Annotated in this window: 13 protein-coding genes and 1 pseudogene; 12 read left to right on the top strand and 2 right to left on the bottom strand. The window is 66.7% G+C overall.

Annotation, left to right across the window (positions count from 1 at the left end):
* Positions 1-299: 299 nt before the first annotated feature.
* Positions 300-2,090 carry an ATP-dependent nuclease gene (locus ACTG9Q_RS16005; protein ID WP_455574030.1) on the bottom strand — a complete coding sequence of 597 codons (1,791 nt, stop codon included), beginning with the start codon at positions 2,088-2,090 and terminating at the stop codon, positions 300-302.
* 362 nt (positions 2,091-2,452) lie between these two features.
* Complete coding sequence (locus ACTG9Q_RS16000) at positions 2,453-3,436, bottom strand: DUF4238 domain-containing protein (RefSeq protein WP_455573575.1); 984 nt, start codon at positions 3,434-3,436, stop codon at positions 2,453-2,455.
* 151 nt (positions 3,437-3,587) lie between these two features.
* Between ACTG9Q_RS16000 and ACTG9Q_RS15995 the strand changes: the two are divergent.
* From ACTG9Q_RS15995 to ACTG9Q_RS15940, 12 genes and pseudogenes are all read left to right on the top strand, one after another.
* Positions 3,588-3,833, top strand: a pseudogene (locus tag ACTG9Q_RS15995) (transposase); the annotation flags it as partial.
* Positions 3,832-4,212 carry a hypothetical protein gene (locus tag ACTG9Q_RS15990; protein WP_455573574.1) on the top strand — a complete coding sequence of 127 codons (381 nt, stop codon included), beginning with the start codon at positions 3,832-3,834 and terminating at the stop codon, positions 4,210-4,212. The pseudogene ACTG9Q_RS15995 and the gene ACTG9Q_RS15990, both read left to right, overlap by 2 nt.
* Positions 4,213-4,569: 357 nt before the next feature.
* Positions 4,570-5,277 (top strand): hypothetical protein, encoded by a 708-nt coding sequence (locus ACTG9Q_RS15985; protein WP_455573573.1) that lies wholly within the window; start codon positions 4,570-4,572, stop codon positions 5,275-5,277.
* Positions 5,278-5,323: 46 nt separating this feature from the next.
* A complete protein-coding gene (locus ACTG9Q_RS15980; RefSeq protein WP_455573572.1) occupies positions 5,324-6,418 on the top strand; it encodes an ImmA/IrrE family metallo-endopeptidase in 1,095 nt (364 codons plus the stop codon).
* 488 nt (positions 6,419-6,906) lie between these two features.
* Positions 6,907-7,044 carry a hypothetical protein gene (locus ACTG9Q_RS15975; protein WP_455573571.1) on the top strand — a complete coding sequence of 46 codons (138 nt, stop codon included), beginning with the start codon at positions 6,907-6,909 and terminating at the stop codon, positions 7,042-7,044.
* Positions 7,045-7,852: 808 nt separating this feature from the next.
* Complete coding sequence (locus ACTG9Q_RS15970) at positions 7,853-10,243, top strand: phosphoketolase family protein (protein ID WP_455573570.1); 2,391 nt, start codon at positions 7,853-7,855, stop codon at positions 10,241-10,243.
* Positions 10,244-10,245: 2 nt separating this feature from the next.
* Complete coding sequence (locus ACTG9Q_RS15965; protein WP_455573569.1) at positions 10,246-11,391, top strand: acetate/propionate family kinase; 1,146 nt, start codon at positions 10,246-10,248, stop codon at positions 11,389-11,391.
* Positions 11,388-12,293 (top strand): universal stress protein, encoded by a 906-nt coding sequence (locus ACTG9Q_RS15960; protein WP_455573568.1) that lies wholly within the window; start codon positions 11,388-11,390, stop codon positions 12,291-12,293. Before ACTG9Q_RS15965 ends, ACTG9Q_RS15960 begins: the two co-directional genes overlap by 4 nt.
* Entirely contained in the window at positions 12,290-14,923 is a 2,634-nt protein-coding gene (locus ACTG9Q_RS15955) for a cation-translocating P-type ATPase (RefSeq protein ID WP_455573567.1), read from the top strand. The genes ACTG9Q_RS15960 and ACTG9Q_RS15955 overlap by 4 nt, the downstream gene beginning before the upstream one ends.
* A 947-nt stretch (positions 14,924-15,870) precedes the next feature.
* A complete protein-coding gene (locus ACTG9Q_RS15950; protein WP_455573566.1) occupies positions 15,871-16,851 on the top strand; it encodes a flavin-containing monooxygenase in 981 nt (326 codons plus the stop codon).
* A 243-nt stretch (positions 16,852-17,094) separates the two neighbouring features.
* Entirely contained in the window at positions 17,095-17,685 is a 591-nt protein-coding gene (locus tag ACTG9Q_RS15945; protein WP_455573565.1) for a hypothetical protein, read from the top strand.
* 309 nt (positions 17,686-17,994) lie between these two features.
* Positions 17,995-18,966, top strand: a complete 972-nt coding sequence (locus ACTG9Q_RS15940) for a hypothetical protein (protein ID WP_455573564.1) — start codon at positions 17,995-17,997, stop codon at positions 18,964-18,966.
* Positions 18,967-19,396 lie beyond the last annotated feature (430 nt).

The following is a 19,396-nucleotide window of genomic DNA, read 5'->3' as shown; positions in this document are numbered from 1 at the left end:
CCGGTCGTTGTCCGCGTGACTGGGCCAGACGAGGTAAACCTGGACTGAACTGCGAGAACTGTCGGTGGGACGAGGTACAAAGAACCTGGGAGGTGCGAGATGGACGACTCCGTTGGCCGGATCGTGGACCCGGACGGGTGTCGGTGGTGTGGCATCGCTGAGCTCAGGCACGGGCAGCGTTGGCACCGGGACCTGGGCAGGCATGGCTGGGTCGGCCCTACCTCCGAGCAGCGGCTGGACCGCATGCTTGCCCGTCGCGCCGCGCGGGCGGCCGCGGGCGCGCGGCGGGCGAGCTGAGGTCACGGTTCGGCGAGGTCCCGGGCTCTGTCGAAGACGCTGGTCACTTCCTCGGGGATCTGACCTCGGTGGGTGAGCGCGTTCGCAAGGTCGAACATGACTGCGGGCTTCCCGCTGGGTGGCGAGTCGCTGGCCTGGACAAGAAGCGAGAAGACCTTTTCGCTGAACTTCCCGGTGCCGCGCAGAGCCGCGAAGTGCTCCTCGGTCCAGTCGTCATCTCGGCGTGGCCATGCCCGGTTGGCGGCCAGCGCCCAGGTCTCGTCGGGAAAGACAGCCTCAAGCTCGGGCGTCGTATCGTCGCCGATGAACTCCACGCGCTCTCGCCATGTCGCGCCGAATGCCTTCGTTAGCTGCTTGTCCTTGAACGGCTTCTGAGTCAGGCTGTCGTGGTCGATCGCCAGCATGATCGTGCGGTCGCGTTCGTGGAGGTACTTCGCCAGCTCCAGCGCTCCGATGTTTCCGCCGCAGGCCCAGAGGGCGATACCTGCGGATTGCAATGGAATTCCCTGGGAGAGCCGGAACAGCACCGGGAAGGCTCGATACTCAGATTCGCCTTCCACCACGAGGAAACACCGCTCGTGCAGGAGCACGGAGTTGCGCAGACCGACCGAGGTCGCGATCGCGCCGAGGTGCTCATCGACGGAGGCGTGCGTGTCCTCGAGTAGCCGTTCCACCACCGTGCGCCCCCTGTCAAGCTTCAGGTGCACGATGTCGGAGATGTCCACTCCGTCGATGAGGTTCATCGAGTGGGTCGCCACCACAACGTTGACGTGCTCCAGCGCGCACTGCTCGTGCACCAGCCGCATTACCCGCCGCTGGTGGGCATAGTCGAGGTGGGTGTCGGGCTCGTCGTAGACGACGATGGTCTGACGAGGCGGGAGCTCACCCGCGACCGAGGGAGCGGTGAGGTCGCTCGAGGTGTTCTCGTCCTCGCGCAGAAGGTTGCTGGTCCATTGCCACACCGCCAGCAGCACCCTGCGTGAGCTTCCCCTGCCGAGCCGTTCGATGCCCACGGCGCCGGACGGTCGCGTGACACTGAGGGTCGCCTCGGTGAATGCCTGCTTGATGGACACCTTGGGCTCGATCCGTATCGCACCCAGGTCGTCGCACTGTGCCTGGATGTGATCACACAGGCCCTTGGCGTCACGACGGATGCGGTCGGCGAACTCGGACTCGAGCTGCTCCACCCGGGAGACGAACTCCGGCTCCTTCATGTATTCGTTGAACCGGCTCATCAGCGCCGTCCGCACAGCGTTGCTCGGTGCTTGGGGACCGTCATCGAACACGAGCGGCACAGGCAACCGCTGCTCGAACCCCGCCGGAGGAGCGACCCACGCCTGCTCCATAGCCAGAGTGGCGATGTGTTCCTTCAGCACCGCGATGCACGCCGCCTTCTGCCGCCTCTCCGGCTTCAGTTCGAACTCGTCGACCATCGCTTTCAGATCCTGGGCCGACATGGCGTCGAGACGTCGGAATCGCTCGTCGACCGGGGCCATCGTGCTGACCTCGTAGACGTGTCGCCCGTCCGCCCACCGGCGCCGGGCAGCCACGGTGTCCGGCAGTGTCCAGCTCGCCTTCTCCCAGTCATCGAGAACGAAGATCCCCTCGACCTCGACGGTGACCATCGAGGGCTGGTCCGCATCACCCGGTGACGAATTCCCGCACAGAGTTCGGTCCTCTTCTACAACCTGGTAGTGGTTCAGGAGGTATCGCAACCCGTCGATGACCGCCGTCTTACCGCCGTCGTTGTGACCCGCGAGAATCGTCGGATTACTGATGGGGATTCCGCTCACATCCGCCAACGACCGAAACCCTCGAACATTGAAGCTTGACAATCGCACTGGGTTCAAAGCCTCCCACGCCGAGCAAGATCATGTCCCCGACGCAGGGGAGAGTACGGCGGCGAGACGGCGAACGTCGACCCGACACACCGCAGACGGAGTTGCCTGCCAGCTCAGTCCATCGGCAACAGAAGAGCACTGGTGCACACGAGCTGGAGGGAGACCCGCGCAACCACCATGTGCCATGGGGGATCGGCTTGCAGCTGGTTGATGGCACCAGTGCGCTACCGGAACGAGCCGAGCCTGCACACCCCACTCGTGCGCAGCCTCCTGCTTTGCCATCACCGTCGCCGTTCTCCCGCCCCGACTCATCATCACGAACCCGACTTGCGGCGCACTCTGGCCGACTCCGGCAGGCCGACGGGTGGCGGTTTGCCTAGCTCGGCGGGCGGCGTTGCGTCGAGGATCGTTTCGATGAACGTTCGCTGGGGGTGGTTCGGGGAGTAGTAGACGAACCTGGTGGCGTTGCGGACTTGAACGGTGTTGTGCATCGCAAGCTGTTGCTCGGTTATGACGGCGCCGCCGTGTTGCGGGCCGATGCCGACGAGACAGTCCGGTGCTACCGGTAGCACGATCGTGTGGGAGTCTCCGATGGCTGTCTGGGTGACGGCCTGGCCGTCACGGAAGGCGATGGTGGAACAGGGGTTGTCGCCGATGAGGAACCTGCCGCCGGTGGGCGCGTGTCCGACCTGTAGGGCGGTGCCGTGCAGGGTGGCGCGGACGCGTTCGAACATCAACTCAATGCTCACTCGGGCCAGGATGTCGCGGTCGTGAAGGTTCCGCCAACGAGCGATGTCGTCGTCGAGCAGGGCGCTCAATGTCTCCAAACCTGCGGAGTGGATGCCGTACTGGCGGTAGAAGGCCCCTTGCAGTTCGCGTCGCCTCGCCGCGACGATTCGGGGTGGCAGGTGTGTGAGTACGGCCGCGGCGGCTTCACGGTGAATCGTCAGATAGCGGATGCTACGGACCAGGTGGAGCGCGATGGCGTCCTTGAGGGTGCCGATGTGGGTCGGGTCAAGGGTATCGGTTCGCGCCGCGGCGATGGCGTCGGGAAGCCGGTTCTCCACGGTGTGCCAGAGTTCTTCGGCGGACTGTGCGGCGAACCGGAGGAAGTCGGGTACCTTGCCGCAGCCGCGGTAGCCCAGCGGGGTGTGCTCATACCGGCGGGTCACCTCGTAGGGGGTGAGTTGCCAGCGCGAGCCCCGGTGTTCTTCCGCGGCGAAACGCTTCAGGACAACCTTCGAGACGACGTGCTGGCCCTTGACCGGGCGATCGCCCTCGGTCTCGATGGCCTTCACTCTGGCGATGAACTCGCTCGTCGGTGCAGGCGGGGGTATCTGCCAACCTGGCATGTCGGGAGGATAGTCCGCTGTTCTCGTGCGGCCAACCGACTTTCGAGTGCGTGACCGCGTCGGTGTCTCGCGAGTGGCGATGTGCTGGTCTTCTTCTAGGGATCACCGTCAGGTCATCAACGCGATCCTGTGGAAGCTGCGTACCGGTGCCCCTTGGCGTGATCTGCCTGAGCGTTACGGGCCGTGGGAAGACCGCGCATGAGCGGCTGCGGTTGTGCACCAGGGGCGGCACCTGGGACAGGATCCTCGATCGGGTGATCGTCAAAGACGACGCCGTCGGGAACGTGGGGTGGTCGTCTCGGTGGATTCGAGTATGGTCCGGGCGTATCAGCATTCGGCCGGTGTTTCGACCCCGGCTTTCTCCGGCCGACCGGACCCGGCCGCTGAAGGCCCCCTTTAATGCCCGCACGTGCGAGGAGTCGAGCGCTGCCCGCAACCAGTCGATCCTGTTCGCCGCATGCAACTCGGCCAGCATCACTTCGTGCATGCACTGCCAGACCTCTGCCTCGTTCCACTCCCGCAGCCTGCACCAACACGTCGAACCCGACCCGAACCCCAACGGCGGCCAGTTTGGTCACGAGCGGGTGGAGCTTTTCCGGCAGTTCGTCTGCGACGAGTACGCCGCCGCGCGGCGCAGCACCTCGGTCTCCTGCTCCAGCAGCTTGATCCGTCAGCGGGTTGACCCCGAAGTTTTTGGCGATCTGCTCGACCGTCACGCCTGACTCACGATCGCGGGCTACCCGTACGACATCGCCGCGGAACTCACGAGGATATGGCTTGGGCACGGCAACGTCCTCCAGTTCACCATCACGACAGCCATCTCAGATGTCACCTATCGCTGCAGCAGGCCCGAGTCCGCGGCAGGTGGTGCCGCCAGCCCTGTAGGTAGGGCGCTGGAGCGCGCGCGTCAAGTGTCAACTTGATGTTGGCGACTGAAGTGATACTGTACCCAGGAAGCGGGGGAGTGAAGTTCGAGAGGGGATCGCGTGTCGGACGTTAAGGGAGCTGCCTGGTCGTTGGAGGTGCTCGGGTCAGATGGGCCGTATGTGCGTGAAGCCGTTCCGGTTGTCATGGGCAGAGTGCACGCCAAGTACGCGGCCACGCAGCGGGCTTTGGGGCTGGAAAGCGCCGAGCCATACGGGCTGATCTGGCTGGGCGGTCCCCAGGCCCTCGTGGAGGAGTTCGACGGCGTGGCGGGTGTGCACCTGCACCGCCCCCGCAAGGGGCGCTACCGTCTGCCGGTGATCAACAGGGTTCCTCTCATCCCATGGCGGTACGCCAAGGACGGCAAGACGGACGTCGACAGAGTGCCGTTCGGTCACCCGGTCTCGGCGAGTAGGGCTTCGTTGTTCGAGTACATCGACGGCCCGTCGGAGCTGCCGCTCGGTTTGGAGGGGCTCGGCGAGGCGGCGATCGAGAAGTTCACCCCGTTGCAGCGGGAGGAGTTGGACGCCTACGGTGAGGAGATCCGGATCTTGGCGTCCGAGTGTAGGCGCGTCGCGGTGATCGCCTACGCCAGCAACCCGGACGTGCTGCTGACCTGCTATCTGGGCTATGCGTCGCTAAAGGACGACGGCTACCTTGACTGGGCCTTCCGGGAGTCGCTGCCGATCACCGCCTCGACAGCCCGCCATTCTGTTCGCGGCGTCGGATCCTCGCTCGCCACGCCTGCGTTCGACGCGGGCACCCCCGTCGAGCACCTGCTGCGCCCCCGCAACCCGGCGGAGGGTGAGCCGACGGGCACCCAAGAGGCACCGCTGAACCCCACCGCCACCGATGATGCGTAGGCGGCCGCGCCAATCGTCGTTGTTCGAATCCGCCACGTCGGCTTTGGTGGCGGATGCGTTCGACCCTGCCAGGCTGACGCAGGCTCGCGTGCTGGCAGGGCACACCAAACAGGAACTTGCACAGATACTCAAAGTGTCTCCCGCCGCAGTGGGTCAGTACGAAGCTGGTATCACCCGACCCCGTGCCGATCTTGTCGACCGCATGTCGGAGGTACTCGGCTACCCGATCGGATTCTTCGCGGCTGGTCGCCCTTATGCGCGCCTGGACCCCTCGATGGCGCACTTTCGGAGCCTGCGCTCGACCCGGGTTTCCGAACGAGAGAAGGCAACCTCTGTCGTCGAACAGCTCTGGGAACTGACTTTCGCGTTGGAAAGGCGTGTTGAGCTCCCGCCCGTCGATCTGCCACAGATTGACACAGCCTCCCCAGAGGCCACCGCCAGCGTGATCCGCGCAGCCTGGGGGATTCCCAAGGGGCCGCTGCGACATCTGATTCGTACGCTTGAGATGCATGGGATCATCGTCTGCGTCCTGTCGATCTCGAACGCGGAGATTGCCCGCGTCGATGCCTTCTGTACCGCTAGGCTCCCGCGGCCGATAGTCATCCTCACCCCCGACCGCGCCAACGATGTCTTCCGACACCGCTTCACGGCTGCCCACGAACTCGGGCACCTGCTGTTGCACTCGGACGTGATCCCGGGAGATCCCGAACAGGAGCGCGAGGCGGACAGGTTCGCTGCCGAACTGCTGACCCCTTCGGCTGAAATTGAACTCGAACTGCCCAAGCGGTTTCGCCTGTCCGCGCTGGAGGAAATCAGCAGAGTCTGGGGCGTATCCCCGGAATCACTGGTACGTCGATCGCGGGAACTCGACGTCATCAGTGACGTCTCGGCCAGACGTGCCTACCAACGACTACGCGACATGCGCACAGCCGGACTACTCCAACAAGAGTCGATCGACAACTACGCAGGGGAGATACCAACTCTTTTGACGAGCGCATTCAATCTTGCAGAACAACACGGGCTTTCAATAAAAGACCTTGCGGAAGAACTATTCTGGCACTTCCCAAGAGTTCGGCAACTCTTGGGACAACCCGAAACCCGCCCGGTCTTGTCACTCGTGTCCCCGGAATCTTCTCGTTAAGATTTGCTCGAACCCGTTGATCGACTTCTGGAGTATGTTACCGATCGAGCGTGTGTAAATGATCGGATCATCACGTTTCCCGCCGGAGGGGGCAACGTCAGGGTGTGCGCGAGCTTGCCCATCGACAACTATGGCCAAAGGAGTGGGATGACGACTCATCACCTCGGCAGCATGGTGGCAGATACGGACATTGGCGTCGCTGGGTTCGGTGGTACGGCACCTGAGGCTCACTTTGATGCGAGTCGAGTCGAGTACGTCGATGTCTTGGTCTGAGTTGGTAGCGAGCTGCGTGATGCGCGGTGGCGGGGTCGTCCTCGTGTTCTGACTTGCGGGGGTGTGGTCGTGGTGTGGGCTATGTCGTTCGTTGGGTGGGGTGGTTGCGCCAAGTGCTGGTGTGGTTGTCGAAGTGGGTCCAGGCGTTGTGGATGATGTGGGGTGCGGTGGGGTGAGTCCGGTGTGGGGGTGTCGATGGTGATGGAGTCGAAGCCGTGACGGCCGCGGGCGCCGAGGGCGCCGTGGCGGTGCAGGAGTCAGAAGGCAGCGTGGGCAAGTTCGCGGACGTCGGGGTCGGTGGGGAGGCGGGCGTGCAGGGCGAGGGTGGCGCCGACCTCGTACCAGGGGCGTAGGAGTCCGTCGTCGGGAGTGGGCTTCTTCTTGGAGGGGCGTTTCCAGAGTCCTTGGCCGAGGATGGTAGATCAGGCCGGTGTGGCGGCGTTGCCGGTTGGTATCGTGGTGCAGCCAGGTGGGGGCGCCTTCGCCGCCACGGCTACACCGTGGCTGCGTTGGCTGCTCGCCCCTCTGCCCGGCTCCACTTCGCTCTCGACTTGGGTGACACCGCCACTCCGTGGGAACGCGGCACCCCGCTGCGCGGCACTTATGGCTGGCCCATCTGCCCGGCAGCGCCCTCAAGGGCCTCGCCCGCGCGGTGTACCCGGCGAGCCGGGGAGTGAGGACCGGAATCGATACAGAACGGTGTGGTGGAGGTGTTCGCGTTCAGGCGGTGTTGTTCGTCCTCCTGGTCGATTGACGTTCCATCACAAGGGTTGGAGGCGGTGAGGGTATCTGTCTCGTCATGCAGGATCGGTCCTCGCGGCGTAACCTCGAGTTGTCGAGAGCAACTCGCGCTGCACTGTGTGCCCTTGTGGGTTGGCACGGCCAATCGTGAGCGGAGCGCAGGCACGGTCGTGGGGGTTACGGCCCTGCGATCACTGCAGACGCATGACGGTGAGGCGGGTCGACCCTGGCAGGACGTGCCGTTTCCTGATGCGTCGGCAGGCCACCCCTGGTCTCTGAGTCGGACTCGGGTCGCCTGAGGTCCAAGGCTGACAACGCGGTCGGGCCACGGTCTGCGATGGCTGCGCATCCGCTCGGCTTCCTCGCCGTCCCCGGAACCCGGACGGATCCGCAGAATGATCATCGCTAGGAGCGTTCGCTGTGCTGACCACCGTTCCCGGAACCACGCAGGCGCCTGTCCTCGGATCCGAGGAGTTGGAGTTGCTCGATGCCTACTGGCGTGCCGCGAACTACCTGTCGGTAGGTCAGATCTACCTGTTGGCCAATCCTTTGTTGCGTGAGCCGCTGCTGGCCGAGCACGTGAAGCCTCGGTTGCTGGGGCATTGGGGGACCACGCCGGGGTTGAACCTGCTGTACGCGCACATGAATCGAATCATCGCCCGGCGTGAACTCGACGTTCTGTACGTGACCGGGCCTGGCCACGGTGGCCCGGGGCTGGTGGCGAACGCGTACCTGGAGGGCACCTACAGCGAGGTGTACCCGGACATCGGGGAGGACGAGGACGGGTTGCGGGGGTTGTTCCGCCAGTTCTCCTTTCCCGGCGGCATTCCCAGCCATGTGGCCCCGGAGACGCCGGGATCGATCCACGAGGGCGGTGAACTCGGGTACGCGCTGGTGCACGCGTTCGGCGCGGTGTTCGACAACCCCGATTTGGTCGCGCTGTGCGTGGTCGGTGACGGCGAGGCCGAAACCGGACCGCTGGCGGCGAGCTGGCACTCGAACAAGTTCCTCAACCCGGTGACCGACGGCGTGGTGCTGCCGGTGCTGCACCTCAACGGCTACAAGATCGCCAACCCCGCGGTGCTGGCCAGGATCCCGGAGGAGGAGTTGGCGGCACTGATGCGCGGCTACGGCTACGAGCCGCACTTCGTCACCGGTGACGAACCGGCCGCGGTCCACCAAGCGCTGGCCGCGACCCTGGACAAGGTCTTCGAAGACATCGCCGAGATCCAGCGCGCCGCCCGTGCGGGCGAGGCCACTTCCGCGGGTCGCCCGACCTGGCCGATGATCGTGTTGCGGACGCCGAAGGGCTGGACCGGGCCGAAGGTGGTCGACGGGGTCCAGGTCGAGGGCACGTTCCGGGCGCACCAGGTGCCGCTGGCCGCTACCCGGACCGACCCGGGGCACCGCGCCCAGTTGGAGCAATGGCTGCGTAGCTACCGGCCGGAGGAGTTGTTCGACGCGGCCGGGCTGCTGCTGCCGCGACTGCGAGCACTCGCGCCGACCGGGGCCAAGCGGATGAGCGCCAATCCGCACGCCAACGGCGGCCTGCTGCTGCGCGAGTTGTCCATGCCGGATTTCCGCGACCACGCAGTGCCGGTGTCCGCGCCCGCCACGGAGTCGTGCGAGGCGACCAGGGTGTTGGGTGGTTTCTTGCGCGATGTCATGGCAGGCAACGCCGACCGGTTCCGGATCATGGGACCGGACGAGACCGCGTCCAACCGGCTCACCGCGGTGTTCGAGGAGACCGGCCGGACCTGGAACGCGATCACCTTGCCTGGCGACGACCACCTCGCGCCGAATGGCCGGGTGATGGAGGTGCTGTCGGAGCACCTATGTCAGGGCTGGTTGGAGGGATACCTGCTCACCGGCCGCCACGGCCTGTTCAACTCCTACGAGGCGTTCATCCACATCGTCGACTCGATGCTCAACCAGCACGCCAAGTGGCTCAAGACCACCCGCGGCATCCCGTGGCGGGCGCCGATCGCCTCGCTCAACTATTTACTGTCCTCGCACGTGTGGCGCCAGGACCACAACGGGTTCTCCCACCAAGACCCCGGCTTCATCGACCACGTGGTCAACAAGAAGGCCGAAGTCGTCCGCGTCTACCTGCCGCCGGATGCCAACACCCTGCTGTCGGTGACCGACCACTGCCTGCGCAGCAAGAACTACGTCAACGTCATCGTCGCCGGCAAACAACCCGCGTTGACCTACCTGGGCATCGAAGACGCGGTCGCGCACTGCACCCGCGGGCTGGGGATCTGGCCGTGGGCGGGCACCACCGAGGGCGAACCCGACGTGGTGCTGGCGTGCGCGGGCGACATCCCCACCTTGGAGACCGTGGCGGCGGCGGACCTGCTGCGCAGGCACCTGCCCGACGTGAAGGTTCGGGTCGTCAACGTGGTCGACCTGATGCGGCTGCAACCCGCGACCGAGCACCCGCACGGACTGTCCGATGCGGACTTCGACGCGGTGTTCACCGTTGACAAGCCGGTGATCTTCGCCTACCACGGTTACCCGTCGCTGATCCACCGGCTGACCTACCGGCGTACCAACCACCGCAACCTGCACGTGCGCGGCTACAACGAGGAAGGCACCACGACCACCCCGTTCGACAACGTGATGCTCAACGACCTCGACCGCTTCCACCTCGTCATGGATGTCATCGACCGCGTTCCCACGCTGGGCGGGAACGCCTCGGCGGTGCGCCAGGCGATGGTCGACAGCCGGGCAGCCGCCCGCCGCTATACCCGTGAGCACGGTGAGGACGACCCTGCGATCTCGGACTGGACCTGGCAGGACGAGGGCTGACGGTGCGGGTCCTCGCGGTCAACGCCGGGTCGTCGAGCCTGAAACTGCGCCTGCTCGATCACGACGACACGCTCCTGCGCGGTCTCGACCTCCCCGCAGAGGCCGCCAGCGGCGATCTCGGCGTCCTGGTGCGTGGCTGGGAGGAACCCGATGTTGTCGGACACCGGGTGGTGCACGGCGGGACCCGGCACACCGTCGCGGTACGGGTGACCGATCCGGTGCGGGCCGAGTTGGCGACGCTGACCGATCTGGCGCCGCTGCACCAGCCCGCCGCGCTGGCGGCACTCGACGCGGTCACCGCGCTGCTGCCGCGCGTGCCTGCGGTCGCTTGCTTCGACACCGCGTTCCACGCGGGTATTCCCGCCGCGGCCTCGACCTACGCCGTGCCCCTGGCATGGCGTGAACGCCACGCCATTCGCCGCTACGGGTTCCACGGCCTGTCGCACTCCTACTGCACGCGTCAGGCCACCCGTCTGCTCGGCGGATCGCGGGTGCCGCTGCGCGCGGTGATCTGCCACCTTGGCTCCGGAGCCTCTGTCGCGGCCGTGCTGGACGGCTGCGGCGTCGACACCACGATGGGCTTCACCCCGTTGGAGGGGTTGGTCATGGCGACCCGGTCCGGCACCGTCGACCCCGGCCTCGTGCTCTGGATCCAAGACCACGAGCACCTCACCGCCCACGAGGTGGCCACCGCGCTGGAACACCACTCCGGACTGACCGCACTCGCAGGCACCGCCGACATGCGCGCGGTGGAGGCGGCGGCCGCCACCGGCGCACCGGACGCGACGCTCGCGCTGGCGGTCTACACCCACCGGTTGGTGGCCGGTATCGCTTCGATGGCCGCCGCGACCGGCGGCCTAGACGTGCTGGTGTTCACCGGCGGCGTCGGCGAGAACTCACCCACCGTGCGACAGCGCGCCGCGGACCGGTGCGGCTTCCTGGGCGTCGCCGTCGACCCCGACCGAAACCGGTCCGCCGCGGGCGACACCGACATCACAGCGCCGGGGTCGGCCGTGCGCACATTGGTGATCGCGTCCCGAGAGGATCTCCAGATCGCGCACGAGGCACGCCTAGCCCTCGCCGAGCCCGCGTCCACCGTCCCAGCTTCACGCCCCGCCAGACCCACGACCACGAGGAGCCCACGATGAGCGCGATCCCGTCCCCCATGCCGGTAGTCGCGGGCGTCGACGGCTCCGACTCCGCGGAGCACGCCGCACGGTGGGCGGCGGCCGAGGCGGCACGCCGGCGGGTGCCGCTGAGGCTGCTGTTCGCGACCGACCTCGCCGCCTACGCCCACGTACGCGGCTTCGGCGTCCCACAGGGCTTCCTGCGGGTGATCGAAGCCAACGGCCACGAGACGCTCGAAAAACTCAAGGATTCGATCGGCAGCGCCCACCCGGCGTTGGGGATCGAGACCGAACTTCGGGACGCGGACGCGGTGTCCGCATTGGTCCGGGAATCCACCACCGCAGGTCTGATCGTGCTGGGGTCTCGTGGACTCGGCGGCTTCAGCGGCATCCTGGTCGGGTCGACCGCTGTGGCCTTGGCGACGCGCGGCCGGTGCCCGATCGCGGTGATCCGCGGCAAGAACGGGGACGCGGAACCGCCGTCGTCCGGCCCTGTGGTGGTCGGTGTCGACGACTCACCCACCAGTGACCTGGCACTGGCCGCGGCCTTCGATCAGGCGTCCTCGCGCGGCGTCGACCTCGTGGCCGTGCGCGCCTGGCAGGTCTCGACGATCGCCGCCCACCCGCACGCCCACCAGTACGCCCAGGACTGGGCCGCGATGGAGACCGCCGAGCGCGAGTCACTGGACGAGCGGCTGGCCGGCTGGCCGGAGAAGTACCCGGAAGTGACGGTGCGCCGGGTCGTCAGCCGCCACCGGCCGGTGCCCGGCCTGCTGGAGAACTCGCAGGACGCGCAACTGCTGGTGGTCGGCAGCCGCGGGCACGGCGGCCTCACCGGCGTGCTGCTCGGTTCCACCAGCCAGGCCCTGATCTACCACGCGACCTGCCCGCTGCTCATCGTGCGCGCCACCGATCCGCAATGACAGTCGCGCACGCCGCAACGGTCGGCGCGAGCCTCGCCGCCACCGGGACCGACCCCGAGCTGGGCCTGTCCGGGTCCGAGGCGCGGGCCCGGCTGGCCAGTGACGGACCCAACGAACTGCCGTCCCCCCGGCGGCGAAGCGCGGTGGCCAGGGTCGCAGGGCAGATCAACCACCCGCTGATCTACATCCTGCTTGTCTCCGCCGCTGCGACCGGCCTGCTCGGCGCGATCGTCGACGCCAGCGTGATCCTGGGCGTCGTCGTGGTCAATGCCCTGATCGGGTTCCTCCAGGAAGGCCGCGCCGAGCGGGCCCTGGACGCGCTGGCCGCCGCGGGACGAACCGAGGCCACCGCGGTCCGCGATGGCGCGGCCACGAGGATCGCCTCGGCCGACCTCGTGCGCGGCGACCTGGTCCTGCTCGACGAGGGCGACCAGGTTCCCGCAGACCTGCGGCTGCTGCTCACCCGCGAGTTGCGGGTGGACGAGTCCGCCCTCACCGGCGAGTCACAACCCGCGGCGAAGGACACCCAGGACCTGCCGGTGGATACCGAACCGGCCGATCGGACCAACATGGCCTACGCGGGCACGCTCGTGTCCTCCGGGGGTGGTCGAGGTCTGGTTGTCGCCACCGCCTCGGAGACCGAGATCGGCCGCGTGCACCACCTGGTGTCAACCACCCGCCCAGTCGACACCCCGCTGACCCGCAAGCTGGCCCGGTTCAGCGGCATCCTCACCGTGGTGATCCTCGCGCTCGCCGCGGTCGCGGCGGTGATCGGGATCGTGCGCGGGCAACCGCTCGCCGAGGTGGTGACCGCCGCCGTCGCGCTCGCCGTCGGCGCGATCCCCGAGGGACTGCCCGCCGCGGTGACGGTGACCCTGGCGATCGGCGTCGCACGGATGGCGCGCCGCCAGGCGGTCATCCGCCACCTGCCCGCCGTGGAGACCCTCGGCAGCACCACGGTGATCTGCACCGACAAGACCGGCACCCTCACCGCCAACGCCATGACCGTGACCACGGTCGTCGCGGGCGGCAGGCACTTCCCCGTCACCGGCGCCGGATACGCCCCCGACAGCGACCCGTTACCGGACGACACCGCGCTGCGCGCCTGCCTGCTCGCGGGCCTCGCCTGCAACGACGCACGCGTCGAACTCGACGACGGCCGGTGGACACCGGTCGGCGACCCCACCGAGGCGGCCCTCGTCGTCAGCGCGGGCAAGGCCGGGCTCGGCACCCACGACGTCCCGCCGCGACACGACACCCTGCCGTTCAGCTCGGTCCGCCGGTACATGGCCACCCTGCACGAACACGCCGACGGCACCCGCACGGTCTACCTCAAGGGCTCCGTTGAACGGCTCGCCGGGTTCGCCGCCGACCAGGAGGCCGCCCGAAAGCTGATCACCGCCGCCGACGGGTTGGCCAAGGATGGCCTGCGGGTGCTCGCCACCGGCTCGGTCGACCTGCCCGCGGGTCCGGGTGAGTTGACCGAGGACCTGTTCGCGGGCCGGGTCGTGCTGCTCGGGGTGCAGGGAATGCACGACCCGCCGCGCCCGGCGGCGATCGCCGCCGTGGCCGACTGCCGCTCCGCTGGCGTGCGGGTCAAGATGATCACCGGCGACCATCCTGCCACCGCGAGCGCCGTCGCCACCGCGTTCGGCCTGGACCCGACCGCGGTCACCGGCCATGACCTGCGTGACCTCACCCCGGAGCGATTGCGGGAGGTCGCCGAGCAGACCTCGGTATTCGCCAGAGTCACCCCCGAGCAGAAACTCGCCCTCGTCGGTGCGTTGCAGGACAACGGGCACGTCGTGGCCATGACCGGCGACGGCGTCAACGACGCCCCCGCACTGCGTCGCGCCGACATCGGGGTCGCGATGGGCCGGGGCGGGACCGAGGTCGCTCGACAGGCCGCCGACATGGTGCTGGCAGACGACGATTTCGCCTCCATCGCCGCGGCGGTCGAGGAAGGCCGGTCGGTCTTCGACAACCTGCGCAAGTTCATCGCCTGGACGTTGCCGACCAACCTGGCCGTGGGGCTGGTCGTCCTCGCCGCGACCCTGGTGGGAGCGACGCTGCCGATCTTGCCGGTGCAGATCCTATGGATCAACATGACCACCGCCGTCGCCCTCGGCCTCACCCTGGCCTTCGAACCCCGCGAGCCCGGGATCATGACCAGACCGCCGCTGCCACCCACCCTGCCCCTGCTCACCAGGGCGCTGGTGAGCCGCATTTTGCTCGTGTCCGTCCTGCTGCTGGCCGGGACCTTCGCTGTCTTCAGCTGGCGACTCGCCGCCGGAGTCCCGGTGGAGCAGGCACGCACGGTCGCGGTCAACCTCTTCGTCGCCGCGCAGATCGCCTACCTGTTCAACTGCCGCTCACCCGAGCGTCCCCGCGTGTTCGCAGGCATGCGCCGCAACCTGCGGCTGCCCCTTGGCATCGCCGTCACGATCGCGCTGCAAATGGCGTTCACCTACGCCCCCTGGATGAACACCCTGTTCAAGACCGCACCCATCGGCTGGTCAGAGTGGGCGGCCATCCTCGGCGTCGCCACCGTCTGCTGGGTGCTGATCGAACTGGACAAACTGTGGCGCCGTCATCAGCGATCCAGCGGAGGTCGAGCGAAGATTTCGTGACCTTTCACCACGCCCATTCCCCAGTGCGTGTCCGGGATCGCGTGTCATAATGTCACCTGTTCACACCGCTCGAGTGAACTGAGGTCAAGCAGAGCACAGACCGTCACGTCCCGTCTGTACCTCCGTCGGTCACCGCCGAGACGACCGCCTCGCGGCGCGGCTGGGCCGTGACCGGCGGGGCAGCCGAGTCGCCTCGTCCACGCAATTAGGTTGCTGCTCGACACGAGAGCGGCTTCATTCTCGGCCCGCCCGAGTAGCCGACATCCTGTGCTCAATGGCGCACCATTCCGTGGGCACAAGCCCGGATCGCGTGCACGGCACGTTCCGCTTTGCTCGCGGGATTGCAACCGGACTCTTGCTCGACTTCTACCTGCCCTGTCTGCGGCAGCCGGTGATCCTTCCACGTCGCCAACCCCGTCCTGCTGTGCAGGCTTGTGATCTTTCGGCCAGTCGTACGGTCCGGCGTTGCGGGTGCGGGTGACATCCGCGTGGCAGAGCGGATCGGCAAGATTTCCCCTCGGGGTTGGTTCGCACCTGGATAGCCTGCCCGGCTTGGCCTCCGCCGGAGGAGAACACGATCGAGTGGACGTCCACACCGTATGGATTACCTCTCCGGTTCCCTGTGGCGGGGCACATCCAGCGCCTTTAACGTCTACCGCAGTGCTCGGGGCTGTGGGTTCGGTAAACAGCGGACCTACGGCAAACCGCGTGCGAGCTGCGCGCGCGCAGAATATCTCGATCACTAGACGGGCAGCCCGGCTTCTGGTGATCCGGTTCGTTGGCGACGGAAGGCGACATGAATGAACGACGCATCTTCACCGACGTCGACCATGGAGTTCCGGAACTTCCGGTGGGCCGCGCTTTCAGCCGTCAGTACCGTGGTGGCTGCCTTGGTGACTCTTGGCGTGGTATCCAGGCCTTCCGAGGCGCGCGCCGTCGAAGCGCCCGTGAACCTCGGTGTGGCGGAGAGCTTCTCATGGCCGCGCTACTACGACAGCCTCACCCTGTTCTCCCCGTCCCGGCACAGCACCATGCCCGGCCTCGACTTCCCCGGCGACCCCGATCACTACCCCCACCGCGACGAAGTCGTGGACTACCTGCGCCGCTACGCCGCCACCCTGGACGCCGAGATCCGCACGAACACCGCGGTGACCGCCGTGCACGCCCACGACGAGGCGGGCTTTCTCGTGCGCACCGCCCAAGGCGAGACGATCCACGCCGGGGGAGTGGTCGCCGCGACCGGATCGTTCAACAGTCCGCATCTGCCCGCGCTGCCCGGCCAGGATCGGTTCACCGGGCGGGTCCTGCACGTCGCGGACTACCGCAACCCCAAGCAACACATCGGCGAGCGGATCGTCGTGGTCGGCGCGGGCAACTCCGCGATCCAGGTCGCCTACGAACTCGCCGACACCGCCGCCGTCACCCTGGCGACCCACGGCCCGGTCGCCTTCCTGCCCCAGCGACGCGGCGGCCAGGACGTGCACCACTGGCTCGTGACCAGCGGCTTCGACCAGCTCCCACCGCAGTGGCTGATCCGCTATGTCGGCGGAACCCTGGTCATGGACACCGGCGACTACCGAAACGCCCTGGACACCGGACGAATCGTCAGGCGCGCGATGTTCACCGCCTTCGACTCAGACGGCGTCGTCTGGGCCGACGGCACCCACGAGAAGGTCGACACCGCTCTCTTCGCCACCGGCTACCGGCCGCACCTGGACTACCTCACACCGCTGGGCGCCCTGGACAACGGCCAGCCGCTGCACTCCGCCGGAATTTCGCTCACCCACCCCGGCCTGGTCTACGCGGGACTGGAGTTCCAGCGCACCTTCTCGTCAAACACCCTCCGCGGCGTCCACCGCGACGCCGACCACGTCATCACCGCACTCGCCGCCCACGTGCACGGCGCCCCCGCCACCATCGGGCTGTAGCTCCGCACTGATCTCGCCAGGGCCGCGAGAGCCTGGCCAACCCGCGAGACCACCAGTGACTTCTGCGCTCCCCAGGAAGCCTTCGCCACCGAAGCTCGCGATTAGTCGGTATGAAAGGAGGACGGGCGACCTGTAGACGCCTCAGAGCTTCCTTCAGGCCAGGGTTGGCCTGAAGTCGAACATCCAGCGAACTGCGAGCAAATCCTCCAGGGACCTGCGCAAGGACGGCGCTACCGTGGGGCTGTGACCGAATGGATTGGCGACCATCTCGGGGCAGCGGGCATCTGGGTACTTATCGGCGGCTACCTGCTGTCGCTGTGGCGGCGACGCAATCGGATCAGCTACGGCGTTCACGTGGACACGGCGCTGCTGCGATCCACGCCGAACCGCACCAGCGGACTCGCCGGGATGATGCTCGGCGAACAGGCCGAGACCGTCCCTGATCCCTGCCTGGCCCTGGTGTGGATCACCAACTCCGGAAGCACGACGATTCGAGCCGCCGTCTTCGAGCGAGTGCCTCTCGCCCTCTACTTCGACGACCGAACCGTCATCGACGCGAAGATCATCAACGGTACCGAGGCCCTGAGGGCATCAGTCACCGACGACGCAAAGTGGCCCGCATGCGGCACATCCGAACTCCTGCTGCCCGCTGCCCCTCTGGCCAGGGGTGATCGGATCGAGCTGCTGGTGCTGCTCTCGGGAAACCCAGCCGTCGCGGGAACACCGACTGCCGTGATCTGCGACGGGGGCATCCCCCACGGCAAGATCGTGCGGGAGACCGGGCGAGGTGAGCGGCCGAACTGGCACAGCCGGTACTCGGCGACACCAAGCTGACCCTGTACGGCAGTCACTCGCCACGCTGCTCCAGCAGCCTGTCGCACCCTGCCAAGACGTTCGATAGACGATTGGCCAAGAAAGAATCGGTAAAGTGAGGCGAGCACGCATCGCACGATCCGGTGCGTGCGGCAGGGACCGGTTGCCGAGCGTTGCGTGTTCGTCGTCAACTGCATTGTCGAGTGAAAAGAACGTTTTCGGCGTGCATAATGGGTCCCTATGCGGAGCAGTAGCGATGGAACCTGGAACAACCAAAGCCGGTACCGCATGCCTGATGGCGCCGAGGTCGTCGGCAGGCACGCTGACGCGGTGGAGATGCGGGTCAGCATCCCAACCGATGACCATGGGTTTCTCGGCCGACAGTGCCCGAGCTGTGAGCAGCTCTTCAGAGTGAACTTGCAGGACTACAAGGCACTTCCCGACGAGCCTGAGCTTTGGTGCGTGTACTGCGGCCATCATTGCGATCACAGCGAGTTCATGACCCAGCAGCAGCGTGACAGGGTCATGCGAGCTGTCAACAACATCGGAACGCAGCTGATCCAGGAAGCGTTCGAGGGTGCCTTCGGTCGCAGGGGCAGGTCTCGATCACGCCCTGGTCGGTCCGGGTTTGCCATCGAGATCAAATACCGCTCCACCCCGTTCTACCCACAGCCGCTGCCCGGCATCGACGAAGAGCGACTCGTCCGGATACGCAGCTGTGGCAGTTGCTCGCTACAGTATGCGGTGTTCGGTGAGCACAGGTTCTGTCCCGTTTGCGGTCCCTTGCCGGCATCCGTCGTGGCGCTGGACGCCATCGGGGCTGAAATCGCGCGACTTGACGGTTTGGCGCAGCTTCCTGCGGAGGCCAGGTCGACCCTCCGTGAGCAGGGAGTCTTCACCCGCATCTGGGTGGACACACTGGAGAACCTGGTAGGTATCGTCGAAACTCTGGCATCCGCGGTGTTTCGCGCCACCGTCACCGACGCCCCCGCGCGTATTAGGGGCAAGGGAAACGTCTTTCAGCGTCTCGACGACACCGCTGAACTATTCGCCGCTGCAGGGTGCTCGGACCTGCGCACTGTACTTGAGGCGCCAATCTGGCAACGGTTGCATGAGGTCTGGGCCGTTCGTCATCTCTTCACTCACAACGACGGCGTTGTTGATGCCAAATACCTGACCAAGGTGCCCAACAGCACCGCGCAGCTCGGTCAGCGGTTGACGATCACCGAGGCGACTTGCCGACAGGCCATCGCCGACACCGAGACACTCTGCCGCGTGATCGCGGGAATGCCTACGTCCTGACCAGTCGACCAGTAGAAGGGGCGGTGTTCAGGAAAAGGGCCTGACACCTTCGGAGACGTCGCGGCCGTGGCGGGCGCGGCGGTACACTTGCCGTGCGTCAGAGCTTCCACCTGGACGTCGCCACCGCAGGCAGTGCGTCCGACTGGTCGTGTCCGAAGACGTCTGAGGCTTTGAAGCCCGCCGCCCAGCCCGCGTTGCCCTCTTCAGCGCCCGGTGGGTCAGTCGTTAGCGATGGTATCGCCTGCTAACTTGTTCAATCGGTTAGGCAGAACAGTGGATCCTCGATCGAGTCTCGGAACATTACAGTCCTATTGAGGCGAAAGTGATCGATTGCCTGTAGGTTGACGCGTGTGGTTGAGGTCGAGGGTGCGCACCGGTTGTCGCCTGCGGAGCAGGAGGTGTTGCGGTTGCGGGTGGTCGCGGCGCTGGA

The sequence above is a fragment of the Actinokineospora lacus genome, assembly GCF_053813445.1.
The sequence above is the reverse complement of the archived record's forward strand: the minus strand, read 5'-3'. Positions and strand labels throughout refer to the sequence as shown.